Annotated in this window: 18 protein-coding genes; 10 read left to right on the forward strand and 8 right to left on the reverse strand. The window is 42.1% G+C overall.

The genetic code is table 11. The annotated features are described in order from the left end of the window. Window positions 1-44: 44 nt before the first annotated feature. The 4 genes from F944_RS01965 to pncB form a co-directional block, all read right to left on the reverse strand. Window positions 45-554 (reverse strand): GNAT family N-acetyltransferase, encoded by a 510-nt coding sequence (locus F944_RS01965; RefSeq protein ID WP_004985992.1) that lies wholly within the window; start codon window positions 552-554, stop codon window positions 45-47. Between the two features lie 182 nt (window positions 555-736). After that, window positions 737-1,588: an archaetidylserine decarboxylase gene (asd, locus tag F944_RS01970; protein ID WP_004985994.1), complete on the reverse strand. Its 852-nt coding sequence runs from the start codon at window positions 1,586-1,588 to the stop codon at window positions 737-739. Next, window positions 1,585-2,433 carry a sulfurtransferase gene (locus tag F944_RS01975; protein ID WP_004985995.1) on the reverse strand — a complete coding sequence of 283 codons (849 nt, stop codon included), beginning with the start codon at window positions 2,431-2,433 and terminating at the stop codon, window positions 1,585-1,587. The genes asd and F944_RS01975 overlap by 4 nt, the downstream gene beginning before the upstream one ends. A gap of 106 nt (window positions 2,434-2,539) precedes the next feature. Further along, complete coding sequence (gene pncB / locus F944_RS01980; RefSeq protein ID WP_004985997.1) at window positions 2,540-3,748, reverse strand: nicotinate phosphoribosyltransferase; 1,209 nt, start codon at window positions 3,746-3,748, stop codon at window positions 2,540-2,542. Window positions 3,749-3,912: 164 nt separating this feature from the next. Between pncB and dtd the strand changes: the two genes are divergently transcribed. After that, window positions 3,913-4,353 carry a D-aminoacyl-tRNA deacylase gene (dtd, locus tag F944_RS01985; RefSeq protein WP_010588672.1) on the forward strand — a complete coding sequence of 147 codons (441 nt, stop codon included), beginning with the start codon at window positions 3,913-3,915 and terminating at the stop codon, window positions 4,351-4,353. A gap of 44 nt (window positions 4,354-4,397) precedes the next feature. On the opposite strand, the gene F944_RS01990 is transcribed toward dtd, so the two are convergent. The 3 genes from F944_RS01990 to serB all read right to left on the reverse strand — a co-directional run bounded on the left by F944_RS01990 (window position 4,398) and on the right by serB (window position 7,013). Continuing rightward, window positions 4,398-4,877 (reverse strand): hypothetical protein, encoded by a 480-nt coding sequence (locus F944_RS01990; protein ID WP_004986003.1) that lies wholly within the window; start codon window positions 4,875-4,877, stop codon window positions 4,398-4,400. A gap of 154 nt (window positions 4,878-5,031) precedes the next feature. Continuing rightward, window positions 5,032-5,367, reverse strand: a complete 336-nt coding sequence (gene aciT, locus F944_RS01995; protein ID WP_004986004.1) for a ciprofloxacin tolerance protein AciT — start codon at window positions 5,365-5,367, stop codon at window positions 5,032-5,034. Window positions 5,368-5,792: 425 nt separating this feature from the next. Beyond that, window positions 5,793-7,013: a phosphoserine phosphatase SerB gene (gene serB, locus F944_RS02000; protein ID WP_004986013.1), complete on the reverse strand. Its 1,221-nt coding sequence runs from the start codon at window positions 7,011-7,013 to the stop codon at window positions 5,793-5,795. Between the two features lie 59 nt (window positions 7,014-7,072). Here serB and F944_RS02005 point away from each other — a divergent pair, with 59 nt between their 5' ends. From F944_RS02005 to F944_RS02045, 9 genes are all read left to right on the forward strand, one after another. Next, window positions 7,073-8,383 (forward strand): hypothetical protein, encoded by a 1,311-nt coding sequence (locus tag F944_RS02005; protein WP_104794652.1) that lies wholly within the window; start codon window positions 7,073-7,075, stop codon window positions 8,381-8,383. Between the two features lie 289 nt (window positions 8,384-8,672). Then, a complete protein-coding gene (ribBA, locus tag F944_RS02010) occupies window positions 8,673-9,794 on the forward strand; it encodes a bifunctional 3,4-dihydroxy-2-butanone-4-phosphate synthase/GTP cyclohydrolase II (protein WP_004986032.1) in 1,122 nt (373 codons plus the stop codon). An 11-nt stretch (window positions 9,795-9,805) separates the two neighbouring features. Continuing rightward, a complete protein-coding gene (gene ribH, locus F944_RS02015) occupies window positions 9,806-10,276 on the forward strand; it encodes a 6,7-dimethyl-8-ribityllumazine synthase (protein ID WP_004986034.1) in 471 nt (156 codons plus the stop codon). 3 nt (window positions 10,277-10,279) lie between these two features. Then, window positions 10,280-10,729 (forward strand): transcription antitermination factor NusB, encoded by a 450-nt coding sequence (nusB, locus tag F944_RS02020; protein ID WP_004986036.1) that lies wholly within the window; start codon window positions 10,280-10,282, stop codon window positions 10,727-10,729. Between the two features lie 14 nt (window positions 10,730-10,743). After that, window positions 10,744-11,661: a thiamine-phosphate kinase gene (thiL, locus tag F944_RS02025; RefSeq protein WP_004986037.1), complete on the forward strand. Its 918-nt coding sequence runs from the start codon at window positions 10,744-10,746 to the stop codon at window positions 11,659-11,661. After that, window positions 11,639-12,163, forward strand: a complete 525-nt coding sequence (locus tag F944_RS02030) for a phosphatidylglycerophosphatase A family protein (RefSeq protein WP_004986040.1) — start codon at window positions 11,639-11,641, stop codon at window positions 12,161-12,163. The genes thiL and F944_RS02030 overlap by 23 nt, the downstream gene beginning before the upstream one ends. Window positions 12,164-12,174: 11 nt before the next feature. Further along, entirely contained in the window at window positions 12,175-13,539 is a 1,365-nt protein-coding gene (glmU, locus tag F944_RS02035; protein WP_004986049.1) for a bifunctional UDP-N-acetylglucosamine diphosphorylase/glucosamine-1-phosphate N-acetyltransferase GlmU, read from the forward strand. A gap of 12 nt (window positions 13,540-13,551) precedes the next feature. Then, window positions 13,552-15,390 carry a glutamine--fructose-6-phosphate transaminase (isomerizing) gene (glmS, locus tag F944_RS02040; RefSeq protein ID WP_004986052.1) on the forward strand — a complete coding sequence of 613 codons (1,839 nt, stop codon included), beginning with the start codon at window positions 13,552-13,554 and terminating at the stop codon, window positions 15,388-15,390. Between the two features lie 301 nt (window positions 15,391-15,691). Then, window positions 15,692-16,738, forward strand: coding sequence for an AraC family transcriptional regulator (locus tag F944_RS02045; RefSeq protein WP_004986055.1), 1,047 nt, complete (start codon window positions 15,692-15,694; stop codon window positions 16,736-16,738). Here F944_RS02045 and F944_RS02050 read toward each other — a convergent pair whose 3' ends face one another. Continuing rightward, window positions 16,739-17,782, reverse strand: coding sequence for an AraC family transcriptional regulator (locus F944_RS02050; RefSeq protein ID WP_004986056.1), 1,044 nt, complete (start codon window positions 17,780-17,782; stop codon window positions 16,739-16,741). Between the last annotated feature and the right edge of the window lie 11 nt (window positions 17,783-17,793).

The raw sequence follows: 17,793 nt of genomic DNA on the forward strand, positions 1-17,793 counted from the left end.
TATCATCGGCTTTTGAGCTAAATCAATCAGGCTATTATTGGGTTTTATGATGAAGTTGCATTAAATGCCTCGTGATAACTCACGCTTCCTTTCGGAATAGTATTCACAAAACTGATCGCCTGAAAATACATCGGAGGCACATCTGGCAAAACAAGATCTGGATAAGATTTAAAGCCAAAACGATGGTAATACGCTGGATCACCTAATAACACACAGCCATTGGCACCTAATTGTTTGAGTTGTTCAAGCGCAGCACCCATCAGTTGTGAACCAATACCTTGTCCTTGCTGTTCAGGCCAGGCCGAGATCGGCCCTAAACCATACCAATCGGTTTCACCCGATGAAATACGCACAGGTGAAACCGCAACATGGCCAACCACAACTCCCTGCTCAAGTGCCACCAAAGAAATGGTGAGTTGACCATCTTTACGTAACTGATTCACAATAAATTGTTCAGTATGGCTCGAATGTTGTTCATTTAAAAACGCAGCCTGAGTTAACGCTTCAATCGTCTGGATGTCTTGCTGTTGTTCATGTCGAATTTCAATACTCATTCAAACTTTCCTGATTTTATTGCTCTGCTGCAAATGCCAGTAAATTCTTTTAATTTAATTTTTGCAGCTTCATTTAGTTGATAGCCGTGATTTATAAAAATATAACAATTTCAATTATTAAAAAATGAACCTCTCAATGCATTAAAAGCCCTAAATCTAGAGCTTTTAATGTTCATTCTAACTTAGAGCGAATGTCCCAGTTTTTCACCCATCACCACGACGGAATTGGCTTTAAACTGCTTTTCCCATGCCATTTTATCTTTTTCAAATAATACAACAGCGGTGGAACCTAAATAAAAACGTCCCAATTCAGCGCCTTTTTCAAGTTTCATTTGGTGTTGCTCTAACTCTAAACGCCCAGTCGGTTTGACTTTACCGGTTGCTACCGTTTCAATTCCCGCCACAATCATGGCACCGACTAAAACCACTGCCATGCGACCGAGTTCAGTATCAAATAAACACACCATGCGTTCATTACGGGCAAATAATCCTGGAATATTTTCAGCCGTGACTTGATTGACAGAAAATAATTCACCTGGCACATACAATGTTTCGGTTAATGTCCCCGAAAATGGCATATGCACACGATGGTAATCTCGTGGCGATAAATACACCGTGGCAAATTGACCATTTTTAAATGGTTCTGCCAATTGCGGATCACCGATCAATTTTTCAACAGAGAAACTTTGACCTTTCGCCTGAAAAATATCGCCATCGTTAATTGTTCCAAGCTGAGAAATTGCTCCATCTGCTGGTGATACGATACTCGTCGCGGAATCATCAACCACACGTACTCCATCTTTTAAGGCACGCGTAAAAAACTCGTTAAAAGATTTGTACTTTAGGGCATCGCCCTGCTGAGCAATCGAAAGATCAATGCCATATTTCGCTTTAAAGGCCTGAATCACTGCGGTTCTAACGACCACATTTTCACTAGCAGCGACTTTACCCACTACTCGGCTGAGCTGATGCTGAGGAACAAGCGATTGAGCTTTAATAAATAAGTCTTTTTTTAATCGTGATGTAAAACTCAAAGCGGATTCTCTCCAGTAATAATTGGACTATCGAGGCGATTGCCCCATTCACTCCACGCCCCATCATAAGCACGAATTGGCCACTGCAGTAAACGACCAATAATATAAGCCAGACCCGAACGATGATGCGATTGACAATACACCACCACAGGTTGATCAAACTGAAAACCAAGTTGTTGCAATCGGGCTTGGGTACGTTCAAGCGGGTGCAATTTTAGATGATTTTGCCGATCAAGGGCAGTGCTCCATTCAAAATGAAGTGCGGCAGGAATGTGACCACCTCGACGTGCGGCTAGACGTAAGCCCGTGTATTCATCTGTGGTTCGACAGTCCCATAATTGGATATTATTGGAGTCCACCTGCTGTTTTAGCTCATCATATTCAATTTTATATTGGGCCACTTTGGACAAATCAACCTGCACCAGATTTTCAACAGGCGCTATCGGTTCGATCTCTGAAGTGGTTGGAAACCCAGCACCCAACCATGCATGAATCCCTCCATTTAATAAACTGGTTCGGGTGAAACCGAGACAATGTAAATTCCAGATCAGACGCCCTGCCCATGCCCCCCCTTCATCGTCATAGACCACGACATGGTGGTCAGGCGAGAGATTAAGATACTCCACCAATTGCTGAAGCTGCTCGATCGATGGCAAAACACCTGTGGCGTCTTCATGCTGTGCCACCAATTGCTTAGGCTTCAGTTGAATCGCGTGGGGAATATGCAATTGTTCATAGACTGAGCTACGACTCAAATCAACAATGCGTAGATGTTCATTTCCCAGATAAGGAACTAAATCTTCCGCCTCAATCAATAGGCCAAAGTTAAATTCAGGTGCCGTCATTGCAAATCATCGCGTTGCATTAATAGGTAGCTCGATCTTAACATAAGCATTTTCACGGTTTTGCTGATTTTTTACCAATGTTTAGCAGAAAATCAGCTAAATAAAATCATTCAACTTCTTCAGGAATTTCAAAAACCTGACGTAAATAAGCCAAAAATGTATCATTATCAGTCATGGTTTTACCTGGGCTATCTGAGATTTTGGCCACAGATTGACCATTACATTCGACCAGTTTCAGCACAATATTCAGTGGTGTTTGTCCCATATCATTGGTGAGATTAGTGCCGATCCCGAAACTGACTTTAAAACGATCCTTAAAGTATTGATGCAATTGCCATGCCTTTTCCAGATTCAATCCATCACTAAAAGTTAGCATTTTAGTCTGGGTGTCAATTTTGAGATGACGATAATGCGCATAGGCTTTATCCCCCCATTCATAAGGATCACCACTATCATGACGCAAGCCATCAAACAGCTTGGCAAAATACAAATCGAAATCACGCAGAAACGCATCCATTCCAACCACATCCGTGAGTGCAATCCCCAAGTCACCACGATATTCCTGTACCCACATTTCCAGTGCTGCTTTTTGAAAATCACGCAACCGCACATCTAAAGCCTGGAAAGCCTGTAAAAACTCATGTGCCATGGTCCCAATTGGGGTAATTCCCAACTCTTTGGCGAGCAAAACATTACTGGTTCCACGGAAAATATCAGGTGTGGCTTGATGGAACTCTTCAACCACATGTTTTTGCCATTCAAAACTATAACGGCGACGAGTACCAAAGTCTGAGACCAGAAATGGTGGATCATTTGGATGTTGCTGCGACGAATATTGTTTTAAAAGCGCAAGTTTGGCTTGTAAACGGCGCTCACCCTCAGCCAAAACAGCATCAGTACGGATACGGCGAAAATACAATTCGTTGACGATTGCCAAGACAAAAATTTCAAACATCATCGCTTGAACCATCGGACCTTCGACCCAAATGTCCAGACGACCTTCTTCATCGATGCCTGTTTTGATAAAGCGGCGTTTTAATTGAAACAGTTCCAGATAGTCCACAAAGTCACTTTTGATGAAACGAAAACTGCGCAAATATTTCAGTTCATCGTCCTTAAATTTCAAAGTGCATAAATGGTCTAATTGTTCGTCCATTTCAGACAAAATATCCGTTAATGGATACACCGTATCTTCTAAATTTCGACAGCGAAAATGATAAACACTATGGGTTTGCGGAAACTTATGTAATACCACCTGTAACATGGTGAATTTATATAAATCTGTATCTAGTAATGAGTGAATAATTGGTGACATAAAGGTGTCAGTAATTTGGATAAACTTATTGCATTAAAGCATATTTTGGTCGTTAAAATCGCAAGGATTTGTATAAAGCATTGCCACTTTAGTGGAACATGAATTTTATTAAGCAAAAAGTATTTCTGTTAAAATCACCGCGGTTTAAATCAATGATGATGTTTATGCGTGCATTAATACAACGAGTTTTACAGGCTAAGGTGGTCGTCGATGGGCAAACCACGGGTGAAATTCAACAAGGTCTATTGGTTTTTTTAGGACTAGGCCGCGAAGATACCTTGCAAAAGGGCCAAAAACTGATTGATAAAATTTTAAAATATCGCATTTTCGATGATGAAAATGGCAAGATGGGCTGGAATTTATCTCAAGCTCAAGGGGGACTGTTGCTGGTTTCCCAGTTTACCCTGATGGCGCAAACCCAAAAAGGCTTACGACCCGATTTTGGTCCTGCCATGCCGCCGAGCGAAGCAAAAGAGCTGTATGAGCAACTCGTTATCTACGCGCAAAGTCAGTTTGCAAATGTGCAAACAGGTATTTTTGCCGCAGATATGAAAGTGCATTTAGTTAATGATGGGCCCGTGACCTTCCAGTTGGAAGTCGAATAAAAAAATCCTCACCCTAAGGGATGAGGATTTTCTACAAGCGCGATTTACTTGCCTGTTTTTTGCTTAATAAACAAACGTGCTTGCTTTAACTTTTCTTTAACTGGTTTTGGAAGCTTGGGTGGAATCAGTTTTGCCGCCTGATTAAACCAAACCAATAGACCAAAATCACCTTCCATTTTGATACTACCGTTTTGCATACCAGTCATAAATGCCGTCGGATCGCCTTTCATCAAGGTTTTTACTGCTTGTTCGCTATCTGCAAATTGCAAAATAAAATCAGCCTGCTCTGGGTGGCCTGCCACTGTTTCAATTTGACCACGATTGACAATAATCTGACGCGCAAAGCCTAAGTCCGTTCCAATCTGGATCCGAAATGCACGATCATGTGTCATTTCAATAAACTTGGGACTAGTCCGTGCCAATTGCTTCATCCGCAAAGCCAAACCTACAACCAGCAAATCCAATGGATCTGTGCTGACATCAACCAATGGTAACTTTACAACAGGTAGAGCAGAAAGTTTCATGACAATTCAAGCCTATTCGTATTCTTATGGAACTAAACGCGATCATCCTAGCATAAATGTAAGCCCTAAAATAAAAGCTTTGTATTACAAAACATAATAAAACGTAAAAAGCGCAGGTTAACCCACGCTTCTTCATTTCACCTATCAGCCGATGTTAGCGACTAGAGCATTGTTGCTGATCATCCTCATACACTGGTGTATGTTCAATGTATTGACGATTTGCCAATGCTTTTTGCGCCAAACGGTCTTCTCTTAACAACACCAAGGTAACAGCAACCATCGCTAGACTTAAGGCAGTTAAATAACTATAGGTGACAGGCATCTCAAAAAGTGTTTGTACGCCATAACGGACGACTTCCAAAAGTCCCCAAAAAAACATGCCTGCCAACATAAAACCAAGCCAGCGACGGTAAGGTGAGAAGAAAACAATAGCTAGTGCAAGTGCAATCAAACCAAACCCTGAGAGTGTGGCGAAATTCGCTGTTACCATACTAAACCTCCGTCTAAGATCATTCTCTGGGTCATAAGACCTTGAGTTCATCCCCGAAACCGTAATCAAATCAACACAGATCTGTGTTGACGAAAATATCTGTTTAATCGTGTTAGATGCATTATGGAGAGTTTTTGCAAGAAAAAAAGTCCTGATTTTTTCTTATACGACACATATTGTCGCAACATTATTTTGTCATTACATTCTGCATGTTTCAAAAACCTACGAAGTGCCTGATCCTTTCATCGCTCGCGTGTCATTACAAAAAACTATCGCTAAAATTTGATGCTTTTTAAAAATTTTTATACAGAGTTATTTCAAAATTTAACAGCCGACAAACGGTGCAAAAGCACTTGATTCCAGTTAATTTATTGATTAAAAAACGCGGCATTTAAATGCCGCATTTTTTTGAACATCTAAGCAGATTAAGCACGATTTAAATCTTTATCATGCATACCAAGCAAATACAGTACGCCATCCAAACCTACACTGGAAATGGCTTGATTAGCATTTTGACGTACCAACGGTTTAGCACGGAAAGCCACGCCTAATCCCGCAATCGACAGCATGGGTAAGTCATTGGCGCCATCGCCCACAGCCATGGCTTGTTCGAGTGAAATGCCCATTTTATCCGCCAGTTGGGTCAACAATTCTGCTTTACGTGCTCCATCGACGATCGCGCCTTTGACTTCACCAGTTACAAAGCCATCTTGTACATCCAGAATATTGGCATGTACTTCATCAATACCCAGTTTTTGCTGTAAATATTCAGCAAAATATTGAAAACCACCCGATAAAATCACGGTTTTATAGCCAAGTGCTTTGAGCGTTGAAATCAAACGCTCTGCACCTTCGGTAATGGTCAGCCGTTCCGCAATTTTTGGTAAAACCAAGGCATCCAGACCTTTCAGCAAAGCCACACGCGCACGAAAACTTTGCTGGAAATCAAGTTCACCTTGCATGGCACGTTCGGTAATCTCAGCGACTTGCTCACCTACACCTGCCTCAAGTGCCAACTCATCAATGACTTCTTGTTCAATCAGGGTCGAGTCCATATCAAAACAAACCAGACGGCGGTTACGACGATAGGCATTGTCTTCTTGAACTGCAACATCGATATTGAGTTCACCCGACAAGCTTAAACAGGCGGCGCGCATCGCTTGCGCATCCAGCATTTGTCCACTTAAACCAAACTGCACACAGGCGCGGCGTGGCGCGTTATCTTCCAGATCTCGCGCTAAACGCCCTGACAGGCGCGTCACGGTTTCAATATTAAAACCTTGATTAGAGACAATTTTGGTAACCGCCTGTAGATGTGAAGCGGTTAATTCTGGTGCCAGCGCTGTCACGATGTAACGGGTTCGTCCACCTTCACTCACCCATTGATCGTATTCTGCACTTGAAATCGGTTTAAAGCGCACAGTCAAACCAATATCATGTGCTAAAATCAGGATTTCCTTCATGGCAAGTGCGGTTGCGGTTTCATCATCCGATGCCACCACGATGCCGAGGGTCAATTGGTTATGAATCACCGCTTGCCCTACATCCAGTATTTGCAATGAATGTACAGATAAAACCTGCATTAATCGGGTAAACTGATTCGGTTGATCAGGTCCTAAAAAAGAGATAAGAATGATTTCTCGCATGAATTGACTCGGGTCTGAGCTGCAACTATTGTTAGAATGATAATCGAATTTGAATCTATTTGCCTTGGAAGTTTACGTTGAACGCACCTAGACAGGGGCTATTTGCTAGCCTATTAATCGTAAGTTTTGCTTTGCATACCTTTTTACTGGTGATTGCAACGACGCATCAGCTCAATGAAAACCGTGCCAGTCAGGGTCAACTCATAACCAGTCAACTGGTTACTGACAGTTTGACCGAACTGGAACCAGCCAACACGGTTTCTCTGGCACTTCTGGCAAATCGCTATGCAACCAATCCAAGTGTTGCCTCGATTCGAATTTTAGATGCAAACAAACAGGTATTGGCCACGAGCGGTATGTCACAAACCCGTCAGGGCGAAGTATTTGTGCGTGATGCCCTGCAAAATGAAAAGAAAGTCGGAAGTATTGAAATCACCCTGATTCAACCGAGTATTGGTGAAATTCTAAGAACCCAATGGTTAGCAATCTTGGTGTCATTTCTGATTCATGGCTTATTGTGGCTGGCTTACCGTGCCATTGCCCGCCCAAGCCGCAGTGAATATCTGGCACGTATCAATAACGAATCACGCCTGAAACATGAGATTCAACAACTCACCCAAGCCCTTGAGCTTGAAAAACAAAATACTGTGACCTTGGTTGCACAAGCTAAACAACAAGCCAAACCAAAAGTCACCGCTGTAAGTGAAACATTGGAGCAAGATGCTCAAGTCGATCATACTCTGGCACTAAATATTCAGTTTTATGACCCTAAACAATTATTGAACAGTGTCAACCAATCGGTTTCTGTGCCTTATTTTAAACTGTGCCAGATTTTCCTGAATAAAAGCATTGAACTGTGCGCTAAACATTATCAACTCAGTCCATCGAGTATCAATGTCATCCATGAGTTTAATGCCAATGGTGCAGATTTAAGTATTTCAGATCAGGACGCACATGCGGTTGAATGTTTACTGATGATTGGCTCAGTATTCCAGCTATTGTCAGATGTTCTATATAAGCGTTATCGTGAAGACAAGCGTTTTGCCTTGCAAACCCGTTCCGCGACTTCAACCGCAGTGGCTGCCATGCAACTCGATGCTGTACAGGCAGCGCAACGTCTCACCAGCCATTTACATGCCAAAGAGTCAGCTTTACATTTAAATAATGAACAGCTTAAGGCGATTAGTGAATGCTATCAGTTAGTCGCAATGCCAAATCCATCCAGTGTTTTGACCCGTCACGCCTTCATGCAAAATGGCATGAATACTGAATGCGCAGAAGTTGCCCAACAGATTCGTACAGAAATTTTGATGGGTAAAAAAGCCAAAGCATCGATTGAAAATCAGACAGACCCACAATCGGAAGCCTAAGAACAATTTTTTTGCAAGACTCCCCAATTTGGGGAGTTTTTTATTTTTAAACGCTAAGTCTTTGAAATTATATTTTTATCTGAATATCTGAAAAGTCTTTGATTAAACAATCAGCAAAACCAGCCTATTTCATAATTAGAATACTTTTCAAATGAATTCACTTATGTGTATAAAGAGAACCCTAGAACTAAATGATAGAAGCATAGGCAATTCTGACCAAAACACGGTAGACTATGCAACACATTGTGAACGTAACTGTCTTTTGGACAGCATCAAAAGGTGAAGGCTCATGCCGTTGAGTAATGTTGAGGAACTGGTCGCGGATATCCGTGCGGGTAAAATGGTCATCTTGATGGATGATGAAGATCGCGAGAATGAAGGTGATTTGGTCATTGCCGCGACCCACGTGCGCCCAGAAGATATCAACTTTATGATTACCCATGCGCGCGGTCTGGTGTGTTTAACCTTAAGTCGTGAGCGTTGCCAACAACTGAATTTACCGCTGATGGTCGATCATAACGGTGCACAACACGCAACCAATTTTACCTTGTCAATTGAAGCCGCTGAAGGCATTACCACGGGGATTTCTGCGGCTGAACGTGCGCATACCATTCATGCCGCAGTTGCTGCGCATGCCAAACCTGCGGATATTGTTCAACCCGGTCATATTTTTCCGCTTATGGCTCAACCAGGTGGAGTTCTTCACCGCGCAGGTCATACGGAAGCGGGCTGCGACTTGACTCGTCTTGCGGGGTTGGAACCTGCGTCTGTGATTTGTGAAATTATTAATGAAGATGGCACGATGGCACGTCGTCCAGATTTAGAGGTGTTTGCTGAAAAACATGGTTTAAAGATTGGAACCATTGCCGACCTCATTCACTACCGCATGACCAATGAACAAACGGTTGAACGTTTGGGTCAACAAACCATTGAAACCGAATATGGTTCATTTGAACTGTATCGTTACCGTGAAATTGGCAATCCCGATATTCATTTGGCCTTGGTCAAAGGTGAACCTAAAGATGGCGTGACCACGGTTCGTGTCCATGGTTTTAATCCCGTCCGTGATTTACTTAAACTGAATAAGCAAGATGGCGAACCTGCATGGAATTTAGATCGTGCACTCAGCACCATCGCTGCGGCTGAACGTGGAGTTTTGGTCTGGATTGGACAGGATCATTTACAGGATTTAGGCCCAGCGCTTGAGAGCATGAATAAGCCAAAACCCGTAAAATCCAATGCAGCACTATCCCACCAATATCAAACTATTGGCGTTGGCGCGCAGATTTTACGTGATTTGGGAGTAGAGAAAATGAAGCTCCTTAGCTCACCTTTACGCTTTAATGCACTGTCAGGCTTTAATTTAGAAGTGGTAGAATATATTTCTGCTGATCAAACGATAGAAAATTAATCGAGGTTATTATGGCAATTCGCCGAATTGAAGGTTTATTACATCTCGCGAGCGAAGGTCGTTACGCGATTTTAGTGGGTCGTTTTAACAGCTTTGTGGTTGAGCATTTGCTTGAAGGTGCAATTGACACCTTAAAACGTCATGGTGTGAGTGAAGACAATATTACTGTGGCTTATGCACCAGGTGCATGGGAACTTCCGATTGTTGCAAAAAAACTGGCAGCATCTGACAAATTTGATGCCATCATTGCACTAGGCGCAGTGATTCGTGGCAGCACACCACATTTTGACTTTGTCGCTGGTGAATGTGCCAAAGGCTTGGGCGTGGTTGCACTTGAAAGCACACTTCCTGTCATCAATGGCGTACTAACCACTGATAGCATTGAACAGGCGATTGAACGCTCTGGTACAAAAGCAGGCAATAAAGGCTCAGAAGCTGCATTGACTGCAATTGAAATGGTTAATTTGTTAAAGGCAATCTAAGGCATGTCTCAAACACTTCAAGCCGTATATGCGGCAAAACGTAAAGCACGTCGTTTTGCGGTACAAGGTATTTATGAATGGCAAATGAGCCACAATCCTGTACATGAAATTGAAGCGCGTACTCGTGCCGAAAATGCCATGCATAAGGTTGATCTTGGTTATTACCATGAGCTGTTGACTCAAGTCATTGCAGATCGTGACAATCTGGATACTTTGCTGATTCCTGTACTGGATCGCGAGCTTAAAGCACTGGATGGTGTCGAGTTGGCAACTTTGCGTTTAGGTGCATATGAACTGCGCGATCATCTGGAAATTCCTTACCGCGTGGTGCTGGATGAAGCCATCGAACTTGCCAAACATTTTGGTGGTGCAGACAGCCATAAGTACATCAATGGTGTATTGGATCGTTTAGCTTCCACACTGCGTGAAGCTGAAAAACAGCAAGCTCAATAAGCTACTATTAAGTCATGGCTGAGTTTTCGATTATCGAGCAATACTTTACTCGTCCCTTTACGCAACAGGACGATATTGGCATCGGTGATGACTCAGCTATTTTGACCCCTCCTACCAATCAACAATTGGTGATTTGTACCGACACACTGGTTGCAGGTCGACATTTTCCACTTGAAACCTCTGCCCATGCCGTTGGCTGGAAAAGTGTGGCGGTGAATTTGTCTGACATAGCGGCTATGGGGGCAAAACCTCATAGTATTTTATTAGCATTGAGTCTACCCAACATCGACCATGACTGGCTACAAGGCTTTAGTCAGGGACTTTTCGATTGTTGCGATCGATTTGGTGTCGCACTGATTGGTGGTGATACCACGCAAAGTGCACACCTCACCATTACCGTCACAGCACTCGGTTATATTGAATCAGGTCAGGCGATTTGTCGCTCAGGCGCTCGGGCAGGCGATTATATTGTGGTGAGTGGGCAGGTGGGCGATGCAGCCTACGGTTTGCAACATTTAGGTGGAGCGTTACAATCCAGATTAGACTATCCAACCCCACGTTGTGAACTCGGTCAAACCCTTAAGGGATTAGCCTCTAGCATGATCGATGTTTCAGATGGCTTGGCACAGGATTTAGATCACATTCTCAAAGCGTCCAATGTCGGCGCTAAAATCTTTTTGGATCAATTGCCACTTGACCCGGCCGTTCAAGCACTGCCAAATCAACAAAAATGGCAATATGCACTGGCGGGTGGTGATGACTATGAACTTTGTTTTACAATAAGTCCGCAAAACTACGAAAAACTTTTGCAACAACAATTAAATGTCAAGATTACAATGATTGGCCTGATTACACAGACCACAGACTTAATATTTGAACACGATGGTCAAAATCATCCTGTTCAATTTCATGGATATCAACACTTTGCCTAAACCCTCCATTCCTTTTCAAACGATGCGTTGGTCAGATCGACTGATTACCTTTTGTGGTGTTGGCTTTGGTTCAGGGCTTCTGCCTAAAGCGCCAGGAACCTTTGGTTCTGCGTTTGCTTTGTTATTTATTCCGATTTGGATATGGCTCGGTTTTTATCCGTCTGTTTTTGTGATCATTCTCATGAGTCTGGTTGGGATTTATATTTGTGGAAAAACCGCAGATTTGATGGGGGTACATGATGATGGGCGCATCGTTTGGGACGAATTTTCAGGTCAATCCATTACTGTTCTGCCTTTAATCTTTTTTAATCTAATGAATATACAATGGGCACTCATCAGCTTCTTGTTGTTTCGCCTGTTTGATGTCTGGAAACCGTGGCCGATTCGCGTGATTGATCGACGCGTAGAGGGTGGTTTTGGTATCATGTTGGACGATATTATCGCAGGGCTTTGGGCTGCGCTCTGTATCGTCATTTATTTATTGTTTGGTCTAAGCCGTTAAGTAGGTTATTCATGTCAACGACCGTTATTATTCTTGCAGCAGGTAAAGGAACGCGGATGCGCTCCCAACTTCCAAAAGTATTACAACCCCTTGCTGGACAACCTTTATTGGGTCATGTCATCAATACTGCAAAAAAACTCAATGCCAGTAATATTATTACAATTTATGGTCACGGCGGTGATCAAGTTCAACAACAATTTGCCCAAGAACAGATTCAATGGGTGGAACAAGCCGAACAATTGGGTACAGGTCATGCCGTACAAATGACCTTATCTGTTTTGCCAAAAGACGGTATATCCCTGATTTTATATGGTGATGTGCCTTTAGTCCGTGAGCAAACATTGCAACAATTGCTTGAAGTGTCTATACCTTCCGACATTGGCATGATCACTTTAAATGTCGATAATCCAACAGGTTATGGCCGTATTGTACGCAAAAACAATCTGATTCAGGCGATTGTAGAACATAAAGATGCCAGCGAAGAACAGCGCCAGATTCAGGAAATTAATACAGGCATTTACTGTGTCAGCAATCAAAAACTACATGACTGGTTACCAAAGCTATCCAATCAGAATGCGCAAGGCGAATATTATCTAACCGATATTGTGGCAATGGCGGTGGCAGATGGTCTTGAAATTGCATCCATTCAACCCCAATTTGCCTATGAAGTTGAGGGCGTAAACGATCGCCTGCAACTCGCAGCACTGGAACGTGAGTTTCAACAGCAACAAGCGACTGAGCTGATGCAACAGGGAGTCACTTTTGCTGACCCTGCGCGCTTTGATTTACGTGGCTCAGTCAAAGTCGGTCAAGATGTTCGTATTGATATCAATGTGATCATCGAAGGTCAATGTGAACTCGGTAACGGTGTTGAAATTGGTGCAGGATGTATTCTCAAAAACACCACAATCGCCGCAGGTACCAAAGTTCAGCCGTATAGTGTCTTTGAAAATGCGATTGTGGGTGAAAATACCCAAATTGGTCCTTTCGCGCGTTTACGTCCGGGTGCAGTGTTGGCCAACGAAGTGCATATTGGTAACTTCGTGGAAGTCAAAAATACCCGTATTGGGCTAGGTTCCAAAGCCAATCACTTTACTTATCTGGGTGACGCCGAAGTAGGTGAAGGTTCCAATATTGGTGCAGGCACTATTACCTGTAATTATGATGGCGTGTATAAACATAAAACCGTGATCGGTGATGCTGCCTTTATTGGCTCAAATAGCTCACTGGTCGCCCCTGTGAAAATTGGCAACGGTGCTACGATTGGTGCAGGCTCTGTGATTACCCGTAATGTCGCAGACAATACATTGGCTTTTGAACGTGCCGAACAAATTGAAAAATCAAACTATCAACGTCCCCAAAAGTTGAAGAAATAAGAGGATTAACCTATGTGTGGTATTGTCGGCGGCGTTGCTGAACGTAGTATTACCGATATTTTAATTGAAGGTCTAAAACGCCTTGAATACCGTGGTTATGACTCTGCGGGCGTTGCCTTGGTGAATAACCAGCAGATTTTACGCGAGCGTCGGGTGGGTAAAGTTGCCAATCTCGCTGAAGCGGTGAATGAACATCATTTGACGGGTTCTTTGGGGATTGCCCATACCCGTTGGGCCACACATGGCAAACCGACTGAAAACAATGCTCATCCCCACGTATCGGGTGAGGTTGCTGTCGTTCATAATGGCATTATTGAAAATTATCAGGAATTGAAAGATCAGCTTCAGGCAGAAGGCTATATCTTTAGTTCACAAACTGATACTGAAGTGGTTGCCCATCTAGTTAATGATGCGCTAAAACATAGTGACAGCCTGCTCGATGCAGTACGTCAAGTGGTGCCAAAACTTAAAGGCGCCTATGCGCTTGGAATTGTACATACCCAACATCCTGATGAACTGATTACTGTACGTGAAGGTTCTCCACTGGTGATTGGTGTCGGGATTGGTGAAAATTTTATCAGCTCAGACCAATTGGCACTTTTGCCAGTCACCAATCGTTTTGTCTATCTGGAAGAAGGTGATATTGCTCGTCTGACCCGTGACAGCATTGATATTTATGCACAGGGTGAACGTATTGAGCGTCCGATTAAAGAATTGGATGCCGCGGTGAGTAATGCGTCTAAAGGTGAATATAAACACTATATGCTCAAAGAAATCTATGAGCAGCCAGATGCGATTCAGCAAACCATTTCTCAGGCATTAAATAGTAATGCACTGCGTGAAGACTTCCTGAAAAATGCAGAGCTGGATTTTTCTAAAATCCAAAGTGTGCAGATTATTGCCTGTGGAACCAGTTATCACTCAGGCATGATTGCCAAATACTGGTTTGAACAGTTGATTGGCGTTCCTTGTCAAATCGAGATTGCCAGTGAATTCCGTTATCGCTCGCCTGTGATTGTCGCCAATACTTTATATGTATGTATTTCTCAGTCAGGAGAAACCGCGGATACCTTGGCAGCCCTGCGTGAAACCCAGAAACGTGCCAAAGCCAATGCCTTAGATATTGTGACTTTAAGTATTTGTAATGTTGCAACATCGTCAATGGTACGTGAAACAGATCATCACTTATTGACATTGGCTGGCCCTGAAATTGGTGTGGCTTCAACCAAAGCATTTACCACCCAACTTGCCGCTTTAATGCTCTTGATCTTAAAAGTAGGTCAAGTCAAACAACAAATTTCTAGTGAACAGATTGCTGAAATTGCTGCTCAACTTTGGCATTGTCCAAAGGTCATGCTGAATACCTTGCAACAAGATGCTCAGATTTTACGTCTTTCAGAACTTTTTGTTGAAAAACAGCATTGTTTGTTCTTGGGTCGCGGGACACATTATCCGATTGCACTGGAAGGGGCACTAAAGCTCAAGGAAATTTCTTATATCCATGCCGAAGGTTATGCTGCGGGTGAACTGAAACATGGTCCACTGGCTTTGGTTGATAATGAAATGCCTGTGGTAATTTTAGCGCCAAACGATGACATGCTGGATAAACTCAAATCCAATATGGAAGAAGTTCAAGCTCGTGGCGGTGAACTGTTTGTCTTTGCAGATGAAAACAGTGGCATTGTGGAAAAAGATCGTCAGCACGTGGTCTATGTTCCAAAGGTTAATGCTTGGCTCGCCCCGATCATTTACAGTATTCCGGTGCAGTTGCTTTCTTATCATGTCGCAGTTCTAAGGGGTACGGATGTTGATCAACCTCGAAATTTAGCAAAATCAGTCACTGTTGAATAATATACATAAAAATCAAATATTTATATTTATTGGAATATTTTATAAGTATTGAGTAATAAAGTGTAATACTGCATTGCTCAAAAAATCCACACCAACTATGCTTTAAGGAGCATGAGGTGTGGATTTTTTTATAAAATTATCTAAAAATCAAATGATTTAGTGGATAAACAATTTTTTAATACAAATAAAAAAATCCGATCTAATCACATTGCTGGTACTTTAAAATTAAGGATAGAATCAATAAATAAAACGGTAAAACTGATTATAAGATTAAAACAATAATTTCATTACAGAGGATCATGTGCATACTTTACTAAATACCAGAGGAGTCAGCAGTGGTCTGACAAATTTAGTGCAGAAATTCTGTGACTTACACTCCATACCGTCCCCGATTACTCGTTTATATGACGTGGATGAGCGATTGCCACTGGTAGAGTGGTATCGAATTCTGAATTATTTAAGTCAATATTATAAAAAAGATGATTTGGGGATAGAGCTTGGAAAGTTATGTGAGCCTGCCGATATCGGTATTGTGGCTTATCTTGCCATGAATTGTGAAACCTCTGGGCAAATTATTCATTTATTTCAACGCTATCAGCGAATTTGGTATCATATTTCTTTAGTTTGCATTGAAAATACGGATGATGCATTTTCATTTATTTGGAAAAGCCCTACCTTTGTACAAGCAGGTCAATTTGTTAAAGAAGCACGTTTAGCAAACGATGTTGCTTTTGCCATGATGATGACTTTTATCAATAACCTAGTCTATCCTCAGATGTTCCATGCCAAACGAATGGAGTTTAGTGCACCTGCTCCTACGGTAATTTCTGCGCATGAACGTTTTTTTGCTTGTCCTGTCATCTTCGATTGTTCCCTCAACACTGTCTCTTATACACACCAGATGCTCGACTTAACGGTCAATGCGGGCTATTCAGACCATATGCTGAAACGCATATTGGAAAAAAATGCCAATTATCTACTCACCAAATACCCTGAAAATATTTCATTTAATGAATTGGTCTATCGGAATATTGTAGCCGCCATTCAAAAAAATAGAGTTGATATTCAATATGTTGCTAATCAAATGGGGATTTCTCCTCGTTTATTACAGTACCGACTTAAACTTCATGGCACGACCTTCTCGGATAAACTTAATAAGATCAGAAAAACACTTGCATTACAGTATCTTGAGGATGACTCATTAAGTATTAATGAAATTTCTGCGCTTCTGGCTTATCGAGAACAGACCTCATTTAATCGTGCCTTTAAGTCTTGGACAGGTATGAGTCCTTTGCAATGGCGCGCAGAACATCAAATACAAGAGAGCAAATTTGCTTTTCATGTGTAACTAAACCATGAGATTCCACGGATTATCCTGTTCTTCAAAAAACTCATCCAAAATTACCCGTCGATATTGTAGTGGACTCATGCCCGTCCAGTTTTTGAATGAACGATTAAACGAGGTTTGTTCCTGATAGGAAAGCAAAAGTGAAATATCCAGGATACTTAGACTCGGATCTGCAAGATATCCAATTGCCAGCTCTTTACGCACCTGATTCAACCGTTGCTTAAAAGTATAACCCTGTTGTTTAAGCTTATATTGGAACATACGAGAGGTATAACCCAATTGTTGTGCCACATATTCGATAGAAATTTTGCCTTGGTGCACTGCATAGATAATGGCACGTTGTACCACTTCATCAAAAGAATTACATTCTGGTAACTCTTGTAATAATATGTCTGCCTGCTGGATCAAGATCTGATTTAACACAGGATCTGCACTGGGTACCGTCAGATTTAAATTACTCAACGGAAAATACATATTGGTCTTGTTGTGACTAAACTCGACAGGACAATTAAAATAGCTTTCATAGAGCTGTGGATTTTTTGGGCTAGCCGAAACAAACTCGATACGATTTATTGCAATCCTGTTTGGATAAATCAATTGATTAACCAAATTAAAAAATATGGCAATCATGGTTTCATCGGCCACTGCTCCCGCCTTGAAGTATGGATCAAATTCCCAACTAATGATCAGCTCATTATCATGGCATTTGACCGAAACATCCATAAAATCATAGCTTAAGCGCTGAAACTGTAAAAATGAGGATAAGGCTTGCGTCAGATTGTCACTGCTAAGCCCAATATAAGCCATAATCCCCAAATGTTCAGGTTTGACCAGTTCTGCGATTTTCAATCCCAAAGCAGGAACGGGATATTGTTGTTCAATATAATTTAACAAAAATAGCCACTCAGAAAAAGGAACTCGCTCGTTAAGCGCGTAATCCTTAACACGATCAGGGAGGGTCAAATCGTGTTGATCACAAAACAGTTCCAGTAAACGCATTAAGTTACTGCTAACCGATTTAATATGATAGAAAGTTCGTTGCATGGATGGATTCA

The organism is Acinetobacter ursingii DSM 16037 = CIP 107286, assembly GCF_000368825.1.
GTDB lineage: Bacteria > Pseudomonadota > Gammaproteobacteria > Pseudomonadales > Moraxellaceae > Acinetobacter > Acinetobacter ursingii.